Below are 19012 nucleotides of genomic sequence, written 5' to 3'. Positions count from 1 at the left end.
CCTGCCCCTTCGCACAACTGCATCTGACCGAACGACCAACCGGTCGCAATCACGGGCATTCGAAGCCGGAACTCGGCTCCAAAAAAGCGCCCGATAAGGCGGGACGCCGACTCGGTCTAGAAGGTCTGTCAGGCTGGCTGGACGATCAGGTTGCGTTGGAGGATTCTAGGCATGCGGTGCGTCTGTCTTTCGACACCATTGGCGAGGGGCCCAAAACGATGAGACTGTTTTCCGCTGCGACTGTCGTCGCCGTCATCCTGGCTCTTTGCCCCCTGTCGGTCCGCGCCCAGACGATCACCACGCCAGAACAGGCGTTCGGCCATGCGGTCGGCGACGATTACCAGCTGATCAACTACCAGCAGTTCGAACGGTATCTGCACACGCTCGCCGGCCAGTCGGACCGGATGAAGCTGCTTGAGATCGGCCGCTCGACCGAGGGTCGGACGCAATATGTCGCCGTCGTCTCATCTCCGGCCAACATCGCGCGGCTGGATCACTATCGCGACATCGCCCGGCGTCTAGCCAAGGCGGAAGGCGTGGACGAGGCTACGGCGCGCGCCCTGGCGGCGGAAGGCAAGGCGGTGGTCTGGATCGATGGAGGGCTTCACGCCACCGAGACCGTGCCGCCCCAGGCGCTGATCGCCGCCGTCTATGAGTGGGTGACGGCACAGGATCCTGAGGCGCTGCGGGTTCTGGACGACGTCATCATCCTCTTCGCGCCGCTCAATCCAGACGGCTGGGATCTGGTGGCGGACTGGTACATGCGCGAGCCCGACCCGACCAAGCGCGAGTTCGCCAGCCTGCCGCGCCTCTATCAGGCCTATGTCGGGCACGACAACAACCGCGATTACTATCTGTCGGCGATGACGGAGACGACCAACGTCAACCGGATGCTGTTCAGGGAATGGTTCCCGCAGATCGTCTATAACCACCACCAGACCGCGCCGGCGGGAACGGTGGTGTTCATGCCGCCCTTCCGCGACCCCTTCAACTACAACTACGACCCGATGGCGATGACGTCCCTGTCGGAGGTCGCCGCCGCCATGCACAACCGCCTGATCCAGGAAGGCAAGCCGGGCGCGACGATGCGCAGCGGCGCCTCGTATTCGACCTGGAACAACGGCATGGAACGGTCGATCACCTATTTCCACAACGCCATCGGCCTGCTGACCGAAATCACGGGCCATCCGACCCCCAGTCGCATCGCCCTGGTCCCCGACAACCAGTTGCCGCGCAACGACCTGCCCGCGCCGGTCGCGCCGCAGACCTGGCGTTTTCGCCAGTCCATCGACTACTCCCTTTCGATCAATCGAGCGGTGCTGGACTACGCCTCGCGCAACCGCGACCGGCTGCTGTTCAACATCTGGCGCATGGGCGCCAACGCCATCGCCAAGGGCGAAACCGACACCTGGCGCGTGACGCCGTCTCGCATCGACGCGCTGGAAACGGCGGCGGGCGAACGATCGGGCCGCACGGCGGACCCCGCGCTCTATGACAAGGTGCTGCGCGATCCGGCGAAACGCGACCCGCGCGCCTATGTGATCCCGGCGGACCAAGCGGACCTGCCCACCGCTGTCGCCTTCCTCAACAGTCTCATCAAGACCGGGGTGGATGTGGACCGAGCCACGCGCGCCTTCTCCATCGCCGGCAAGACCTATCCGACTGGATCCTATGTCGTTCGCACCAACCAGGCCTATCGCCCGCATGTGCTGGACATGTTCGAGCCCCAGGATCACCCGCACGATCTGCAATATCCCGGGGGGCCGCCGGCCCTGCCCTACGACGCCACCGGCTATACGTTGGCCCTGCAGATGGGGGTGAAGTTCGACCGAATTCTGGACGCCTACGACGCGCCCTTGGAGCGGGTGCCGGACCTGATCGCCACGCCAGCCGGTCGGCTGAGCGGTCGGGGTCAGGCCGGGTTCGTCGTCGACCATGCGCCGGTCAACGGCTTCATCCTGACCAACCGCCTGCTGAAGGCCGGGCAGCCGGTCTTCTGGCTACGCGAGCCGACGCGCGCGAACGGCCGCACCCTAGACCCCGGCGCCCTCTGGATCCCGGCCAGCGACGCCTCGCGCACCCTGGTCGCTCAGGCGGTGCGAGATCTGGGCCTGAACGCCGAGGCTGTCGGCGCCAGACCGTCAGGCGACGCCATTGCGCTGAAATCGATCCGCGTCGGCCTGGTCGATCGCTACGGCGGCGCCATGTCCGCCGGCTGGACACGCTGGCTGCTGGAGCAGTTCGAGTTTCCGTTCGAGGTGGTCTATCCTCAGCGTCTGGACGCCGGCGATCTGAAGCGGGATTTCGATGTCCTGGTCTTCGCGCCGGACCTGCTGCCAGGCGATTTCCCGAATGGAAACGGCCGACGCCAGCCCGCGCCGGACACCATCCCAGAGACCTATCGCGCCTGGCTGGGCGACATCACCGCCGACCGAACCCTTCCCCAGATCGCCGCCTTCGCCCAGGCCGGGGGCACGGTCGTCACAGCCGGTTCCGCGCACCGCCTGGCCATGGCGCTGGGCGCGCCCATAGACGATGTGCTGTCGACCACGGTCGACGGTCGCACCCGCCCCCTGCCTTCCACCGAGCTGTTCATTCCGGGCGCCCTGCTGGCCCTGGACGTGGACCGTGCTCATCCCCTCGCCTTCGGCGCTCCCGAGCGACTGAACGTCTTTTTCGACGAGAACGCCGCCTTCACGGCGCGCGACGGGGCGCAAGTCGCGGGCCGCTATCCCAGCCCGGCCGTCGTGGCCAGCGGCTGGGCCATCGGCCCCGAGAAGCTGGCGGGCGCGGCCGCCCTGGTCGATGCGCCGATGGGCCAAGGGAGGGTCATCGTCTTGGGACCGGACGTGGTCAATCGCGCCCAGGCGCGGGCGTCGGTCCGCTTCCTGTTCAACGCCCTTCTCTACGGCCCGGCGACTGTGAAATGATCGGCTGATCGAACAAGCGAAAGGGAGGCGAAGACCGCAGTCTTCGCCTCCATTTTTCTGTCTGGAGACCAGATCAGCGCGGCGACACCCACCGGCCCAGGTTCCAGGTCAGGAGGCCGTAACCTTCCATTCCGGTCGGCCGTTGCGGCGCACCAGTTCCTCGACGCCGCCCATGCTGACGCCCGAGATCGTGCCGGCGGCCAAGGCGGCCAGCAGAATCTGATGCTGTTCGCTGGCCTCTTGATAGAGCTTCAACTTCCGGCTGGCGTTGACACTCAGGCGCCAGTCGCCCAGAGGCGTGCCGCGCACGCTGTAGTAGAGCCTGAAGTCCAGCCCCTCGGACGCTCGCAGCTGTTGCTGGACCGGCTCTCAATCCGACCCTCGCTGGTGCTGTAGTCGTTACTGGTGGTCAGAGCAGAGATGGCCTTGGCCTTGATGACCAGTTGGACGGCGCAGGCTGCATAGTTGCGCCGTGCGTTCGATCGTTCGAAGTTCGGTTGATGAATCTGCAGAGGGTTCGGTGCGGGCGGACCCCTTGGGACAAAGAGCCGCGAACCATCAGCCAGCTGTTTGGACGATAGGCCATGGCCGCTGGCATCGGAGTCCGGGCAGACCCAGGTGCACGAGCTTGCACACGCGGTCCAATCACGGCCGCGCCCGAACCTCTAAGTCGAGTGTCCAACGCCCCTCTCCTGCCCGGCGGAGATCGGCGATGCGCGCGGCGATTTGGCGATCCAGGCCGTCGAGCAGAGCCGTTCCACTGCCGACTGAAGCAATCGTTGCATTCGTTTGCCAGAATGGGCCGCTTTCGCCCTTCAGCGTGAAGCGCAGATGCTCGGTGTCGTTGGCTTTGGGCATAAGGCGCTCGGACATGTGTCGTTTCGGACAAAAATAGGCCCCGTCGCGCGGGGCGACGAGGCCGAAAGTCGGTCTGGGAGGAAACGCCCAGGAGGGGCAAACCCGAAATGGCGATGGGAGACCGGGGGTTCAAGGGCGATCCCGTGACCTTCGCCGCCTGCCTTAACCCCCAGACAGTGCAGCCGCCACGACCGGCGCCAATCCGTCGACGATGATGCGCACCCCTTCAGCGTTGGGGTGGATGCCGTCTGGCTGATTATAACGGCGATCCAGGGCCACGCCTTCCAGCAGGAAAGGATAGGTCGGAACATCTTCCTTGCGCGCCAGGTCCGCGAAGATGCGGTCAAACTCGACGGCGTAGGCGCCGTATTGAGGCGGGGCCTTCATCCCTGCGAGCAGGACGGGAATATCGCGCGCCTTCAGCGACGCGATGATCGCCTCAAGATTGGCCCGAACCGTTTTGGGATCCACGCCCTGTAGCATGTCATTTCCCCCCAGGGCGACGACGCACAGGTCGGTGTCGTCCTGGACGCTGTAGCCGACCCGGGCCAGTCCGCCGCCGGTCGTGTCGCCCGAAACCCCGGCGCCGCGAACCCTCACTCTGAGCCCCTTTGCCCTCAACGCCTGTTCCAGGCGCACAGGCAGAGCCTCGGCGGAAGGTAGGCCGAATCCGGCGGTGATGGAATCGCCCAACAGGGTCACGATTTTTTCGGGTCCGTCCGAAGGTGCGGCCGTGGGTGAAGGCGAGACCGAGGGCTTAGCTGGGGTCTCTGACGTGTCCTCTTTCGAGGCGCTGCATCCGGCGAGCACGAGCCCCACCCCTCCGGTCAGGAGCGTGCGGCGTGGAATGGACGGCATGGGTGAGGAGGGCTTTGGAGTCATGATCTGCGCCCCCATATAGGGATCGGCTTTCCTCACCCCAATCCAGCAGGCGACATATCGATGGCTTCAGCCGCCCCGCTCGTCCTCGACGGCGTCGTCCTCACCCTGCCTTCGGCGGCAGGACCCGTGGAAATCCTTCGCGGCGTGGACCTGGTCGTAGCGCCGGGCGAGACGGTCGCCATCGTCGGCCCCTCCGGATCGGGCAAATCCTCGCTGATTTCCATCGCCGCAGGGCTGGAAACCCCGACCCGGGGTCGGGCCATGCTGTTCGGTCAGGATATGGCCGCGCTGGGCGAGGACGGCCGCGCCCGCCTGCGTCGGGGGCGCGCCGCTCTGGTTTTTCAAAGCTTCCACCTCCTGCCCAATATGACGGCCGAGGAAAATGTGTCCGCGCCGCTGGAGTTGGCCCACAGGCCGGGAGCAGTGGCCTTGGCGCGCAGCTGGCTGGAGCGGGTCGGCCTGGGCGCCCGGCGGTCGCATTATCCTCACCAGATGTCCGGCGGCGAGCAGCAGCGCGTCGCCCTGGCCCGCGCCCTGGCGGTCGGGCCCGAGCTTCTGTTCGCTGACGAACCGACCGGAAATCTGGACGGGACCAACGGCGCTTTGGTCGCCGACTTGCTGTTCGACCTCGTGCGCGACAGCGGCGCGGCCCTGATCATGGTGACCCATGACGACCGTCTCGCCGCGCGCGCGGACCGGATCGTGACGATGCGCGACGGCCAGGTCGTCGCCCCGGCGCAGGCCTCTGCATGAGGCTCGCCTTCCGCTTCGCCCGCCGCGAACTCCGTTCCGGAGTTGCGGGATTTCGAATCTTTCTGGCCTGTCTGGCGCTGGGCGTGGCGGCGATCGCCGCCTCGGGATCGACCGCAGAGGCCTTCCGCCAGGGGCTGGCCAGTCAGGCGCGGGAGATTCTCGGCGGCGATGTGGTGTTCAGCCTCGACCAGGGCCGGTTCAGCCCCGACCAACGCGCCGCTTTCGCCGCGATGGGACCCGTGGCCTATTCGGTGCGAGCCAACGGCATGGCCGAAACCGGAACCGGCCAGCGTCGTCTGGTCGATATGCGGGGGGTCGACGCGGCCTACCCGCTTGTCGGGGCGGTCGAAATGTCCGGCGCCCCGGATCTGGCTACAGCCTTGCGCGTCGAGAACGGTATAGCGGGGGCCGTCGTCGAACAGGGCCTGCTGGACCGATTGAATCTCAAGCTCGGCGACACCTTCACCGTCGGCGGCGCGCGGTACGTCGCCCGCGCCGTCCTTCTGGCCGAACCTGACCGACTTGGCCGGGGCTTTGCGCTCGGGCCGCGCGTGGTGACGACGGTCCCCGCCGTCGAACAGGCCGGCCTGCTCGCGCCCGGCGGCCTGTTCGGCGAGGCTGTGCGCATCGCCCTTCCCGGCGACGTCGACCCCAAGGCCGCCATCGCTGGCGTCGAAAAACGGTTTCCGCAGAGCCGGCTCGAAGCCCGGGATCGGTCGGAGGCCGCCGCCGGCGCCGGACGGCTGATCGATCAGTTGGAGTATTTCCTGGGCTTCATCGGTCTTGCGTCCCTGGTGGCCGGCGGGCTCGGCGTCGGGGGCGCTGTCTCGGCCTATCTTGAGGGGCGCAAACCGTCGATCGCGACGCTGAAGGCGCTCGGCGCCGAGGGCGGGCTGATCCGCGACATCTATCTGATCCAGATCGGCGTGTTGGCCGCCGTCGGGGTCGCTATCGGGCTGTTGATCGGGGCCGTCGCACCGCTGGTCATCGGCGTGCTGGCGAAGGACAGCCTGCCCATCCCCGCCCTCTTCGCGGTCTATCCGGCGCCACTGGTCAAGGCCGGAGCATTCGGCCTTCTGGCGGCCGCCGCCTTCGCGCTCGCACCCCTGGCCCGCGCCCGCGCCACACCGCCTTCCGCCTTGTTCCGTCGCCAGCTTACCGACCGACCGGTTCTCGGCGTCGAGCTGGTCTTCGCTGTCCTGGCCGCTATGGGATTGGCGGGTCTGGCCCTTTGGACCGCGCCGTCCAAGCTTGCAGCGGCGGCGTTGATCGGCGGCACGGTCGTCGCCTTCGCCCTTCTGTGGGCGCTCGGCCGTACTGCGGCCTTCCTGGCCGGGCGTTTGAGACGACACGCCGGCGGGGCGGTGCGGCTGGGACTTGCCAATCTCGCCGGGCCGCGCTCGGCGGCGCGCACCGCCTCCCCCGCCATCGGCCTGGGCGTCGCGCTTCTGGCCATGGTCGTCCTGATCCAATCCAGCCTGCTGGGTCAGATCACCGAGGTCGCACCACGATCGGCCCCATCCGTCGTCTTCACGGAAATCCCCGCTGATCGCGGCGCGGCGTTCGATGCGGCGGTGGCGAAGGTGATGGCGACGCCCGGACCGGATCGCTATCGGCGCCTTCCCCTCCTGACCGGGCGGATCGTGCGGTTGAAGGGCGCGCCGGTCGATGTGGACGCCCTGCCTCAAGGCGAACGCTGGGCCTTCGATCAGGATATTCTCCTGTCCGCCCTAGCCGGCGCGCCGGACGATGCGAATGTCGTGTCCGGCAAATGGTGGGCCGCCGACTATGCCGGTCCGCCTCAGATCGCGCTCTCTCGGGATCTGGCCAAGGCCGCCGATCTCAAGGTGGGCGACAGCCTGACCCTGCAACTGCTGGGCCGCGAGATGGATGTGCGCATCGCCGCCCTTCGTCGGACCGAGCCGGGCGGGTTCGGGACCAACTTTCTGCTCGTCCTGAACGCAGCCGCCATCCAAGGCGCCAATCCGCGCAGCGTCGCCATCGCCCGCGCCTCCCCCGCCGAAGAACGCGCCCTGACGCAGGCGCTGGGCGCAGACTTCCGAGAGGTGAACATCATCAGCGTCCGCGAGCAGCTCGAGGCCGCCGCCACCCTGTTCGACCGCCTCGCCCTGGCCATTCGCGGGGCCGCGGCCGTCGCCGGTCTCGCGGGCCTGCTCGTCCTGATCGGGGCCATTGCGGCGGGCGTGCGCGAGCGGGCGCGCGAGGCCGCCGTGCTCAAGGTGCTGGGCGGTTCCCACGCCCAGATTCTAACCGCCTATCTCGTGGAGTACAGCCTGGTCGGCGCGATCGCCGGTCTCGCCGGCCTCCTTCTCGGCGCCGCCGGCGCGTGGCCGGTCGTGACCCTCGCCTTCAAGGCAAGCTGGAGCGTGGACTGGCCCGGCGTCGTTCTTCTTCTTACCAGCGCCACGGGCGTCGCGGCCTTGGGCGGCGGTGTGGCGGCCGTGCACGCCCTTTCGCAACGACCGGCGCTGGCTCTTCGTTCGGATTGACGACGGCTAAGCCAACGCCGGCCAAACACATAAGGATATCCTTATGGGTTTCTTGACTTCGGCGTCGAGTGCGCGTCTCATGAGGCGGTCGAGGTTCTGCGCGTCGCCTCCGGGCGACGCGGAGCTAAGAGGGAAGCCGGTGCGATGCCAGCGCTGCCCCCGCAACTGTGAGCGGCGAGCCGAAGGTCCATTTCGTGTCACTGACGTCTTCGTACGTTGGGAAGGCCGGACCCGAAGCCGTGACCCGTGAGCCAGGAGACCTGCCCCGACAGATAACGTCCTCCGGCGGGGTGTCCGGTCAGGTCGCATGAACGCCGCGACGGGACGACTGCGCGCGAGCGGTCGCGCGTCCCTGTCCGCTGTCTCGCCACAGCATCAACGGCAGAGACCATGGCGAGCACCGAGTTCACATTCAGGATCAAGCGGACCGCGCTCGACGAAGACTATCGTCCCGCCGAGACGACGAGGATCACCACCAATTTCGCCAACCTGGCGCGAGGCGAGAGCCGCCGGGACAATCTGCGCAATACCCTGCGGATGATCGACAACCGCTTCAACTCGCTGGCGCACCACGACAATCCGAGGGGCGATCGCTATGCGCTGGAGCTTCAGATCGTCTCGGTCGAGATGAGCCTTTGCTCGGCGCGCGACGACGCCTTTCCGCTGATCGAAATCCTGCAGACGACGATCATAGACAAGGAGACGCGCCGGCGGATCGATGGGATCGTGGGCAACAACTTCTCCTCCTATGTCCGTGACTACGACTTCAGCGTAGTCCTGCCCGAACACCTGAAGGCGCACCCGAACGGCGGCGTGCCGGACGATTTCGGTGATCTGCACGGCAAGCTGTTCCGGCACTTTCTGGCGTCGCGCGCCTATCGCGACAACTTCACCAAGCCGCCGGTCATCTGCCTCAGCGTCTCCAGCAACAAGACCTATCACCGCACCGGCTTCGACCATCCCGTGTTGGGCCTGGAATACGGCAACGACGCCTTCTCGCCGACCGATCGGTATTTCGCGAAGATGGGGATGAAGGTCCGCTACTTCATGCCACCGGGCAGCGTCGCGCCGTTCGCCCTGTACCATGTCGGCGACCTCACCAGCGACTACACCGACCTCGAACTGGCCAGCACCATCGCCACGATGGAGACCTTCCAGAAGATCTATCGGCCCGAAATCTACAACGCCAACTCCCCGGCGACCGAGCAGTATCAGCCCAGCCTGAAGGCGCAGGACTATTCGCTGACCCGCATCGTCTACGACCGCGACGAGCGCAGTCGGTTGGCCGTCGAGCAGGGCCGTTTCGTCGAGGAGCGGTTCATCAAGCCGCACCGCGCCCGTCTCGACCAATGGTCGGCCGCCTTCGCCGCCGCCTGATCAGTTTCCAGATTTCAGAGTCTCCCCTCATGAAAACCCTTCTCCCGACCTCGACCGCCGGCAGCCTGCCCAAACCCGTCTGGCTGGCCGAGCCCGAGACGCTCTGGTCGCCTTGGAAGCTGCAGGGCGACGACCTGATCGAGGCCAAACAGGACGCCCTGCGCCTGTCGCTCGACGATCAGCGCCGGGCCGGCATCGACATCGTCAGCGACGGCGAACAGACCCGCCAGCATTTCGTCACGACCTTCATCGAACACCTCGACGGCGTCGATTTCGAGAACCGCAAGACCATGCGAATTCGCGATCGCTACGACGCCAGCGTCCCGGTGGTCGTGGGCGCCGTCAGCCGTCCGAAATCGGTCTTCGTCGAGGACGCCAAGTTTCTGCGGGCTCAGACCGACCAGCCGATCAAATGGGCTCTGCCCGGGCCGATGACGATGATCGACACCCTGTATGACGACCATTACGGCAGCCGCGAAAAACTGGCCTGGGAGTTTGCCAAAATCCTCAATGAGGAGGCCCGCGAACTGGAGGCTGCCGGCGTCGACATCGTCCAGTTCGACGAGCCCGCCTTCAACGTCTTCTTCGACGAGGTGAACGACTGGGGCGTGGCGACCCTGGAGAAGGCGGCCGAGGGACTGAGGTGCGAAACGGCGGTCCACATCTGCTACGGCTACGGCATCAAGGCCAACACCGACTGGAAGAAGACGCTCGGCTCGGAATGGCGGCAGTACGAAGAGGCCTTCCCCAAGCTTCGGACCTCCAGCATCGACATCATCTCGCTCGAAGCCCAGAACGCGCGCGTGCCGATGGATCTGATCGAACTGATCCGGGGCAAGAAGGTGATGGTCGGCGCCATCGACGTCGCAACCGACACGATCGAAACGCCCGAAGAGGTGGCCGACACGCTGCGCAAGGCGCTTCAGTTCGTGGACGCCGACAAACTCTATCCCGCCACCAACTGCGGCATGGCGCCCCTGTCTCGCCGGGTCGCTAATGGCAAGCTGCGCGCCTTGAGCGCCGGCGCCGAGATCGTGCGCGAGGAAATGTCCCGCGACCTCTACTACGGCGCGGAAAGGTGCGAGCCGTGACGGTTCGCCTGATCGACATGGTGTTCCCCGGCGACGCCAACCACCATGGCACCCTGTTCGGCGGGGTTGGTCTGGCCCACCTGGACAAGGTCGCCTTTCTGGCCGCCAGCCGTCACGCGCGACGGGCCGTGGTCACGGCGGGATGCGAGCGGATCGATTTCGCGGCTCCGGCCCGGATCGGCGAGATGGTCGAGGCGGTCGGCCGCGTCGTTCGGATCGGGCGCTCGTCCCTGGGCGTCGAAGTCGAACTGCACGCCGAGAGCCTGCTGAGCGGCGAGCGCCGCCTGTGCACGCGCGGGGCCTTCAACATGGTCGCACTGAGGCCGGCGGACGATGATCAACCGTTGGCGCCCCTCGATGAGGCGGGCGAGGCGGACGACGGTTGGCTGAGGACCGCGGAGATGGTCTTTCCCGGCACGACGAACCACTACGGCACCCTGTTCGGCGGCGACGCGCTCAAGCTCATGGGTAAAGCCGCCTTCGTCACGGCGACGCGCCATGCACGCGAAGTCATGGTCATGGCCGCGACCAACCGCATCGACTTCAAGGCCCCGATCGACGGCGGCGACATGGTCGAACTGGTCTCGCGCGTGAAGATGGCCGGGCGAAGCTCCCTCTCGGTCGAGGTGCAACTGTGGGCCGAACGCCTCCTGACAGGAGAACGGCGACGCTCGACCACGGCCGAGTTCGTCATGGTGGCCGTCGATGACGCGGGCAAGCCGAAGACCATCAAAGCCAGGCGGACTTCAGATGAGGTTGGGGCGTTTTAGACACGTGGTCTTAGAGCGGCAGGAGCAGACATCGCTCGTTCGATTAGAAGCGGCACTCACGCAGGCGGCGATGGGTTTGGGTTCGGCATTGACTGAATCCGTCTTGAGGGAGGAAGTCGGGCAGCCATCACGATAGCGCAGGGCGTGTCAGACAGGCGCCTGTGGTTGACTCGATCTGACGGAACGGTATGGCTTTGCCGTTGGGTAGGGGTGCGTTTTCAAGATGCAGGATCGGGCTTCGCCCACAGATGAAGCCCTGGCCGAGGCGCATGCCCGCCTGCTGAAGGATGGGTCTCTCCAATTCGACCGGGTCGGTTTCGAGCGCCCCGACATCAGGCCGCCCGGCTGGTTGCACTGGATCGGCGACGCGCTTCATTTCATCGCGCCTGCGCTGAAATGGGTCTTCTGGATCGGCCTAGCCCTGGTCGCCGGCTTGATCCTCTACGCCATCGTGCGCGAGATTCTTCGGATGCGCGCCCCGCCGGCGAAACCCAAGAAGCCCAAAGTCGTGGCGGAGGCGCAGTGGCGTCCGGAGGCGCAGGCCGCGCGCGATCTGCTGGCCGACGCCGACGCGCTGGCGGAACGCGGCCTGTATGCCGACGCCGCCCATCTGATTCTTCTGCGCAGCGTTCAGGACATCGAACAGCGCCAGCCGCGCGCCGTTCGGATCTCCTTGACCACCCGCGAGATCGCCCGATTGAGGGCCCTGCCGGACGCCGCGCGACCCGCCTTCGACCTGATCGGCCGAATGGTGGAGCGCAGCCTGTTCGGCGGCGCACCTGTCGGCGCCCAGGATTTCGCCGACTGTCGCAAAGCCTATGAGGCCTTCGCCCTGCCCGAAGGCTGGCGCGCATGAGCCGGTCCGAAGGCGCGGCAAGCGGCGGGTTCTCGCCGATCACCATAATCGTCGTGCTGCTGGTGGGCGTGGTGGCCCTGGCGGGCCTCGGCGTCCTGTCGGCCTATGCGCCGGAACTCAAATCCGGCAACGACGGTGGCGGCCATGCCCTGTCGCGGTCGTCCACCGGTTTCGGCGGTCTGGCCGCCCTCTTGCGCGGCGCGGGCGTGCCGGTGGTGATGAACCGGGGGACGCTTTCGAAAACATCGGACGAAAGCCTGTTGATCCTGACGCCGTCGATCCAGACCAAACCCGAACAGATCGACGACATCGAGCATTACGGTGCGACGTTGATCGTCCTGCCCAAATGGACCTCCATCCCGGATGCGAACCATGCCGGCTGGGTGAAGACTGTGGGCGTGCAACCGGCCCAGAACGTTGTGGCGTCTCTGCCGAAGGATTTGCGAAACGGTCTGAAACTGACCGAGCGCAAAGGCGGCGCGACCGTCGCCTTGCGCCGTCCCGATGGCGCGTCGTTCGGACGGCCCGTCCGGATCGAGGCACTGCGCACCCTGGAGGGCCCCGACTGGATCCCGGTCGTCGTCGACGATCAGGGCCGTTCCGTCCTGGCGATGCACCGCGAAATGCGCACCTATGTCCTGGCCGACCCCGACCTGATCGATACGGCTGCGCTGAAGACCTTTGATGGGGCGACGACCGCCGTCGCCTTGGTCGACATCGTGCGCGCCGATGAGGCGCCGGTGATGTTCGATCTGACGCTGCACGGCTTCCAGCGCACGCGCAACATGTTGCGGCTGATGCTGGAGCCGCCGCTGCTCGGCATGACCCTGGTGCTGGTCGCGCTCGCCGTCTTCGCCGGATTCCAGGCCGCCGTCCGCTTTGGTCCAGCGCGCGAGAAGGGCCGTGTCATCGCGCTTGGCAAGCGGGGCCTGGCGGACAACACCGCCGGTCTCGTTCGCCTGGCGCGGCGCGAACACCGGATGGCCGCGCCCTACGCCCTTCTGGTGCGCGCCGCAGTCGCCCGCGCCATCGGGGCGCCGCGCAATCTGGACGAGGGGGCGCTGGACGTCTTCCTCGACCGTGTCGGCCGAACCACCGGCGCGACCGAAACCTACACCGCCCTGGCCGAACAGGCCCGGGCCGCCAAGTCGCCGGCCGACCTGATGCGGGTCGCCGGCGCCCTACATCGCTGGAACCAGGAGCTGACCCGTGCACGTCAATGAAGTGAAGGCGATCGCCGAGCGCATTCGCGCCGAGATCGCCAAGGCTGTGGTCGGCCAAGAAGACGCCGTGGATATGCTGCTGACGGCTTTGTTCGCCGGCGGCCATGTCCTGCTGGAAGGCCCGCCCGGTACGGCCAAGACCCTGTTGGCCCAGACGTTCGCGCGCACCCTGGGTCTGGACTACGGCCGCATCCAGTTCACGCCCGATCTGATGCCCGGCGACATCATCGGATCGAACCTGTTCAACTTCCAGACGTCCAGCTTCACCCTGACGCGCGGGCCGATCTTCTGCGAACTGCTGCTGGCGGACGAGATCAACCGCACGCCGCCCAAGACCCAGGCCGCCTTGCTGGAAGCCATGCAGGAGCGCCGGATCACCATCGACGGCGAAGCCCACGGCCTCAGCCCCCGCTTCACCGTCGTCGCCACCCAAAACCCCATCGAGCAGCAAGGCACCTATCCGCTCCCCGAGGCCCAGCTGGATCGCTTCCTGTTCAAACAGGTGCTGGACTATCCCAGCCTGGAGCAGGAGCGCGCCATCGTCGCCGCCCACGGTTCCCGTACCGGCCTGATGGATCCGGTAGCCCTTGGGGTCGAGGTTGTCGCCGACGCCGCGGTCATCGATGCGGCCGTCAATACGGTGGCGGACGTGCGCCTGACCGACGAGGTGATCGGCTACATCACCGGCCTGGTGCGCGCGACGCGGACATCCGCCGATGTCGAGACCGGCGCATCGCCGCGCGCCGGGGCCATGCTGGCGGTCGCCGCGCGGGCGCGGGCGGCTCTGGACGGCCGCGACTACGTCATTCCCGACGATGTGAAGGCCTTGGCCATTCCGGCCCTGCGTCATCGCCTGGTCTTGTCGCCTGCGGCCGAGATCGAGGGACGGCGCGTCGAACAGGTGCTGGCCAGCCTGGTGGATCAGGTGGCGGCGCCCCGGTGATCTATCCCACCCGACGCGCGGTGACGGCGATGGCGGCGGGCGTTCCCGTCGCTCTGCTGGCTGGCGTCCTGACCCCTGCAGGCTGGCTCGCCGGGCCGGTCTGGATCGCAGGAGTCCTGCTGCTCTTGGCCTTGGACGCCTTGCGCGGCGGCTCGCGCTCCCAGCTGGAAATGGACCAGCCTCGGCCGGTGCGTGCGGCCGTGGGCCGGTCCGACCGAGCCGAACTGACAGTGCGTTTCGACGCCGGAGGCCCGGCTCCCAAGAGCGTCGAGGTGGCCCTTTCGGGCGACACACGGCTGGGGCTGGAAGAAGTTTCGCGCCGCGCCACGGTCTCGAATCGCGCCGCTGTCCTGGCCTTTCCTTTCACGCCCAATCGCCGAGGCGCAGCCGTCTTGAAGGCCTTATGGGTCCGCTGGCATGGCCCGATGGGCCTGGCCTGGAAGCAGAAGACCTTCGCCCTGGAGCTGGCGGCGCCGGTGCTGACCGACCTGCAATGGGTCCGCGATCAGGCCGTTCGCCTGTTCGCCCGCGACGCCCTGTTCGGTGCCAAGACCCAGCTGGAGATCGGCGAGGGGTCGGAGTTTCAGGCCCTGCGCGACTTTCAGGCCGGGATGGACCGTCGCTCCATCGACTGGAAGCAGTCGGCCCGCCACGCCGCACTGTTTGCCAAGGAATTCCGTACCGAGCGAAACCACAATGTCATCATGGCGCTGGACTGAGGTCGGGCGGCCAGCGAACCGGTCGGCGGCATGCCGCGCATCGACCGCTTTATTCATGCCGCCCTACTACTGTCTTACGCCTGCCTGCGATCGGGCGACCGGACGGGCGTCTTCGCCTTCGATTCCCAGCCGCGCTTGGCCACCGGCGCTGTGGGTGGTCTGGACGCCTTTCGCACGCTTCAGACTGTCGCCGGCCGCATCGACTATTCGACGCGCGAAACAAACTACACCCTGGCGTTAGCGACCCTGTCGGGCCAGCTCCAGCGCCGCTCTCTGATCGTCGTCTTCACCGATTTCACCGACACCACCGCCGCCGAGTTGATGATCGAGTCGCTGGGGCGGCTTTTGCGGCGCCACCTCGTTCTGTTCGTCGTCCTGCGCGACGATGAGCTGGAAGGCCTGACCGGGGTCGATCCCCAGACGCCCGAAGACGTCTCGCGCGCCGTCGTCGCCGGAACCCTGCTGCGCGAACGCGAGACGGTGATCGGACGGCTGCGGCGCATGGGGGCGCATATCGTCGATGCCCCAGCCGATCGCGTCGGGACCGAGGTTGTCAACGCCTATCTGGACCTGAAACGGAGGGATCTGCTGTGACCGACGTGCCTCCCTCCGGGCTGCTGAAGAGCCAGCGCTTCCGCCAGGCGCGCGAGGACGACTGGCGACGCCTGGAGCGGCTGATGGACAAGGCCGAGAAGGGTTCCGCGTCCAAACTGACCGACGCCGAGATTCTGGCGGTTCCGGTGCTGTATCGTTCGACCCTGTCGGCCCTGTCGGTGGCGCGCGAGACCTCTCTGGATCAGGGGCTTATCGACTATCTGGAGACCCTGTCGGCGCGGGCGTATTTCTTCGTCTATGGCTCGCGCGCGACAATCCAGGACCGGATGGTCGCCTTTTTCCGCACCGACTGGCCCGCCGCCGTGCGCGGACTGTGGCGCGCGACCCTTGTGTCGACAGCCCTGATGCTGCTGGGCGCCCTGGTCGGAGGCTGGCTGGTGATCCATGAGCCGGAATGGTTCTACGCCTTCGTGCCCGCCGACCTGAGCGGCGGGCGCGATCCCGCCGCCTCGACCGAGACCTTGCGCGCCACCCTGAACGGCGCGGACGGCCCCCACGGCCTGTCGGCGTTCGCCGCCTATCTGTTCACCCACAACGCCCAGGTCGCCCTGCTGGCGTTTGCGCTCGGGTTCGCCTTGTGCCTGCCGACGGGCCTGCTGATCCTCTACAATGGCGCGACGCTGGGCGCCTTCTTCGCCCTGTTCGCCAGTCGCGGGCTGGGGCTCGAATTGGGCGGCTGGCTGCTGATCCACGGCGTGACCGAACTGTTCGCTGTCATCCTGGCCGGCGCGGCAGGCCTGAGGATCGGCTGGGCCGTCGCCTTTCCGGGCCAGAAGCGACGTCTGGACGCCGCTGTGGAGGCCGGGCGCACTGCGGGCATCGCCATGGGCGGCGTGGTGGTGATGCTGATGTTCGCCGGACTGCTGGAAGGGTTCGGCCGCCAGCTGATCGTCGACACCGGATTGCGTTACGTGGTCGCGGCGGCGACCGCCTTGATCTGGGGTCTCTATTTCTATGCACCCCGCCCCGCCGTCGTGGAGTGGATCCATGTCCGCTGACCTGACCACAGCCAAAACCGAACGCGCCTTCGTCACGCCCGAGGGCGTGGATCTGCGGCTGAACATCGGCGACGCGGGTCAGAGAGCCGGAGCGTTTTTATTGGACGCGGCCATTATCATCGGCGTGCTGATCGTTTTCACGATCGCCTCGGCCTTCGCTTTCGCCTCAGGGGCCGCCGTGGCCGGCGTGACGGGGGCCGAAATGGTCGCTGTCATCTGGCTGATCGTCTTCTTCCTGCTGCGGAACTTCTATTTCACCGCCTTCGAACTGTCAGCGGCGGCCGCCACGCCGGGCAAGCGCATCATGGGACTGCGCGTCGCCTCGCGCGACGGCGGACGGCTGAAGGCCGAGGCCGTCTTCGCGCGCAACGCCATGCGCGAACTGGAGGTTTTCCTGCCCCTGTCCATCCTGGTCGCCCGCAGCCAGGAGGGCGGCGTCGACGGCTGGATGTATCTGCTGGCCTTCGTCTGGGCGGCGATCTTCGTCTTCTTCCCCTTGTTCAACAGGGATCGGCTGCGCATCGGCGACCTGATCGGGGGCACCTGGGTCGTGCGCGCACCGCGTCGCAAGCTGATCCGCGACATGGCCGAAGACGGGGCGACGCGGATGGCCGCCTACGCCTTCACCCCGGCGCAGCTCGACGCCTATGGCGCCAAGGAACTGCATGTTCTGGAGACCCTGCTTCGACAGGGCGACCGCAAGACCTTTCGAGACGTCGCCGACCGCATCGCCAAAAAGATCGGCTGGACGCGTGGCCCGTACGATACGGATCGGGATTTCCTCAGCGCCTATTATGCCGCTCTGCGTGCCCGTCTCGAGCAGAAGCTGCTGATGGGTGTCAGACGCCGCGACAAGCACGACGTCTGACGGCTCGCGCGATCAGTCGAAGATCGAGGCCAGTTCCTCAGAGCCGACGCCTTCCTTGGCCGAGCGCAACTCGTGATAAAGCGCCGCCACGCCGGCCGATGCGACGACACCGGACAGGATGTTGACGATGGGCTCGGTGATCAGATTGACGGCCAGGTTGGGCGTGCCGCCGGTGAAAGTCCCCCCGGTCGCCAGACTGAGACCGCCGATGGCCGCGCCGATGATCCAAGACAGGATCACATAGATCACCAGCAGGCCGAAAACCTGCCAGCGATAGCCCTTGGTCAGTTCGCGGCTGCGCTGCAGGCTGGCGAATACGCCGCGCTTTTCGACCACCACGGACGGAGCGCCGACCGACCACATGACTGACAAGATGATGCCCGGCACGATCAACAACAGAAAGCCCAGCATCATCCCGATGGAGGCGACGATCGCCAGACCCAGCAGCGGCAGGAAGTTCTGAATCCCCACATTGAAGGCGTCTCCGAAAGCGGTCGTCTTGCCGTTGAAGCCGTTCACGGCCGCCTTCACCACCATGCCCTGCAAAAGATAAAGTCCGACGAAGTTCAGCACTAAGCCAGCCATCATCATCAAGACGCCCGGTCCGAACTCTTCGCTCAACATCGCGCTTTGGCCATAGGCCGACAGAATGCTGGGCGCGCCGACCAAAAGCGCCGCTGAGCCGAAGAGGACGGCGGCGTTCTGCTTGATCGCGCCGAAGGTCCGCTGGATCACGCGGCCAAGGTCGAACACCCCGCTTCCTGCTCCGCCGCCTGTCGCAGAGATGGTCACCCTTGGTGGACGCATGGCGATGATCTGCTGTGCGCGTCCGTCGGTCTCGGCGATGAAATCGACCCGCTGACTGCGCTCCAGAACCGAAGGCGGCTGGACATCCTCCTTCGTGAACGAATAGCGCTCGCCGTCGTCGCCGAGGATCAAACCGAATCCGGTCGCCTCGTCGAACGTTTGAACCTCACCCCGCAAACCTGCCTCCCTTGCCGATGCGTCGCACGGTTGTAGAAGCTGCACCGCAGCCTCGCCAGCGCATTCCTTGAACCGTTGACCGGCTCAGCTCGCACGCCGAACCTCAAGCATGGGCTCGTCCTCATCCGCGACGGTCGCATCCGCACGAAGCGCCTCCGCCATCAAGGCCTCGCCTTCCTCGGCCTCCCCGGTCTCACGGAGCAGTTTGCCCAGGCCATACTTAGCTCTTGGGTTGGACGGCTCGATCTCCGTCGCCCGACGATAGGCGGCGACGGCGTCGGGCTTACGGTTCATCGTCTGGAGTAAAAACCCGCGTCGCATATGCAGGGCGACGTCGTCCGCGTTGTCCGTTATCGCCTTGTCGCACATGTCCAGAGCGACATCCCGACTCATCCTGTGGAGCCGAGGGGACAGACACGCTTCTTTGGCGTCATCCAGCGAGAACCTGGTCAACTCCGTAAATTGCGCCCGGTCGGCGGCAGCTCCTCGCGTATCGTTCAACCTGTCACGTACGCTCGCGCGATCGATCAATAAGGCGGGAAAATCGCTTTCGACGACAAGGGCGGCGGTCAGGACAGCCTCCGCCTTTGCCGGGTCCGACGTCTTCAGCTTGGAAGCCAGCGACTGGGCCATGA

16 protein-coding genes, 1 pseudogene and 1 riboswitch are annotated in these 19012 nt (G+C 66.5%); of the genes and pseudogenes, 12 read left to right on the top strand and 5 right to left on the bottom strand.

Going from position 1 to position 19012, the window contains the following annotated elements:
- Window positions 1-218 precede the first annotated feature (218 nt).
- The gene (locus BVE01S_RS03710) at window positions 219-2930 is read left to right on the top strand and encodes a M14 family metallopeptidase (RefSeq protein ID WP_066624576.1); all 2712 of its coding nucleotides are present in this window, start codon (window positions 219-221) and stop codon (window positions 2928-2930) included.
- Between the two features lie 108 nt (window positions 2931-3038).
- Here BVE01S_RS03710 and BVE01S_RS03705 read toward each other — a convergent pair whose 3' ends face one another.
- From BVE01S_RS03705 to BVE01S_RS03695, 3 genes are all read right to left on the bottom strand, one after another.
- The gene (locus tag BVE01S_RS03705; protein ID WP_066624430.1) at window positions 3039-3239 is read right to left on the bottom strand and encodes a hypothetical protein; all 201 of its coding nucleotides are present in this window, start codon (window positions 3237-3239) and stop codon (window positions 3039-3041) included.
- A 336-nt stretch (window positions 3240-3575) separates the two neighbouring features.
- On the bottom strand, window positions 3576-3788 hold the full coding sequence (locus BVE01S_RS03700) for a hypothetical protein (protein ID WP_084375283.1): 213 nt from the start codon (window positions 3786-3788) through the stop codon (window positions 3576-3578).
- 162 nt (window positions 3789-3950) lie between these two features.
- A complete protein-coding gene (locus BVE01S_RS03695; RefSeq protein WP_240612067.1) occupies window positions 3951-4490 on the bottom strand; it encodes an arylesterase in 540 nt (179 codons plus the stop codon).
- Between the two features lie 240 nt (window positions 4491-4730).
- Here BVE01S_RS03695 and BVE01S_RS03690 point away from each other — a divergent pair, with 240 nt between their 5' ends.
- The 11 genes and pseudogenes from BVE01S_RS03690 to BVE01S_RS03640 all read left to right on the top strand — a co-directional run bounded on the left by BVE01S_RS03690 (window position 4731) and on the right by BVE01S_RS03640 (window position 17393).
- Window positions 4731-5423, top strand: coding sequence for an ABC transporter ATP-binding protein (locus tag BVE01S_RS03690; RefSeq protein WP_066624426.1), 693 nt, complete (start codon window positions 4731-4733; stop codon window positions 5421-5423).
- The gene (locus tag BVE01S_RS03685; RefSeq protein WP_066624424.1) at window positions 5420-7933 is read left to right on the top strand and encodes an ABC transporter permease; all 2514 of its coding nucleotides are present in this window, start codon (window positions 5420-5422) and stop codon (window positions 7931-7933) included. Before BVE01S_RS03690 ends, BVE01S_RS03685 begins: the two co-directional genes overlap by 4 nt.
- A gap of 74 nt (window positions 7934-8007) precedes the next feature.
- Window positions 8008-8215: riboswitch (cobalamin riboswitch) on the top strand.
- A 108-nt stretch (window positions 8216-8323) separates the two neighbouring features.
- On the top strand, window positions 8324-9310 hold the full coding sequence (locus tag BVE01S_RS03680; RefSeq protein ID WP_066624422.1) for a DUF1852 domain-containing protein: 987 nt from the start codon (window positions 8324-8326) through the stop codon (window positions 9308-9310).
- A 29-nt stretch (window positions 9311-9339) separates the two neighbouring features.
- On the top strand, window positions 9340-10401 hold the full coding sequence (locus BVE01S_RS03675) for a methionine synthase (RefSeq protein WP_066624561.1): 1062 nt from the start codon (window positions 9340-9342) through the stop codon (window positions 10399-10401).
- Complete coding sequence (locus BVE01S_RS03670; RefSeq protein ID WP_240612066.1) at window positions 10398-11171, top strand: acyl-CoA thioesterase; 774 nt, start codon at window positions 10398-10400, stop codon at window positions 11169-11171. Before BVE01S_RS03675 ends, BVE01S_RS03670 begins: the two co-directional genes overlap by 4 nt.
- A gap of 223 nt (window positions 11172-11394) precedes the next feature.
- Complete coding sequence (locus BVE01S_RS03665; RefSeq protein WP_066624420.1) at window positions 11395-12027, top strand: DUF4129 domain-containing protein; 633 nt, start codon at window positions 11395-11397, stop codon at window positions 12025-12027.
- Window positions 12024-13250 carry a DUF4350 domain-containing protein gene (locus BVE01S_RS03660; protein ID WP_066624418.1) on the top strand — a complete coding sequence of 409 codons (1227 nt, stop codon included), beginning with the start codon at window positions 12024-12026 and terminating at the stop codon, window positions 13248-13250. The genes BVE01S_RS03665 and BVE01S_RS03660 overlap by 4 nt, the downstream gene beginning before the upstream one ends.
- Window positions 13237-14193 (top strand): AAA family ATPase, encoded by a 957-nt coding sequence (locus BVE01S_RS03655; RefSeq protein WP_066624415.1) that lies wholly within the window; start codon window positions 13237-13239, stop codon window positions 14191-14193. Before BVE01S_RS03660 ends, BVE01S_RS03655 begins: the two co-directional genes overlap by 14 nt.
- 29 nt (window positions 14194-14222) lie before the next feature.
- A pseudogene (locus BVE01S_RS17510) lies at window positions 14223-15506 on the top strand (DUF58 domain-containing protein).
- On the top strand, window positions 15503-16525 hold the full coding sequence (locus BVE01S_RS03645; protein WP_066624413.1) for a stage II sporulation protein M: 1023 nt from the start codon (window positions 15503-15505) through the stop codon (window positions 16523-16525). Before BVE01S_RS17510 ends, BVE01S_RS03645 begins: the two are co-directional and overlap by 4 nt.
- Entirely contained in the window at window positions 16515-17393 is an 879-nt protein-coding gene (locus BVE01S_RS03640; protein ID WP_066624411.1) for an RDD family protein, read from the top strand. The genes BVE01S_RS03645 and BVE01S_RS03640 overlap by 11 nt, the downstream gene beginning before the upstream one ends.
- Window positions 17394-17405: 12 nt before the next feature.
- Here BVE01S_RS03640 and BVE01S_RS03635 read toward each other — a convergent pair whose 3' ends face one another.
- Window positions 17406-18332 carry a DUF7847 domain-containing protein gene (locus BVE01S_RS03635; protein WP_157076423.1) on the bottom strand — a complete coding sequence of 309 codons (927 nt, stop codon included), beginning with the start codon at window positions 18330-18332 and terminating at the stop codon, window positions 17406-17408.
- 129 nt (window positions 18333-18461) lie between these two features.
- Complete coding sequence (locus BVE01S_RS03630; protein ID WP_167544812.1) at window positions 18462-19010, bottom strand: tetratricopeptide repeat protein; 549 nt, start codon at window positions 19008-19010, stop codon at window positions 18462-18464.
- Window positions 19011-19012 lie beyond the last annotated feature (2 nt).

The sequence above is a fragment of the Brevundimonas vesicularis NBRC 12165 genome (genome assembly GCF_001592205.1).
Lineage (GTDB): Bacteria > Pseudomonadota > Alphaproteobacteria > Caulobacterales > Caulobacteraceae > Brevundimonas > Brevundimonas vesicularis.
The sequence above is the reverse complement of the archived record's forward strand: the minus strand, read 5'-3'. Positions and strand labels throughout refer to the sequence as shown.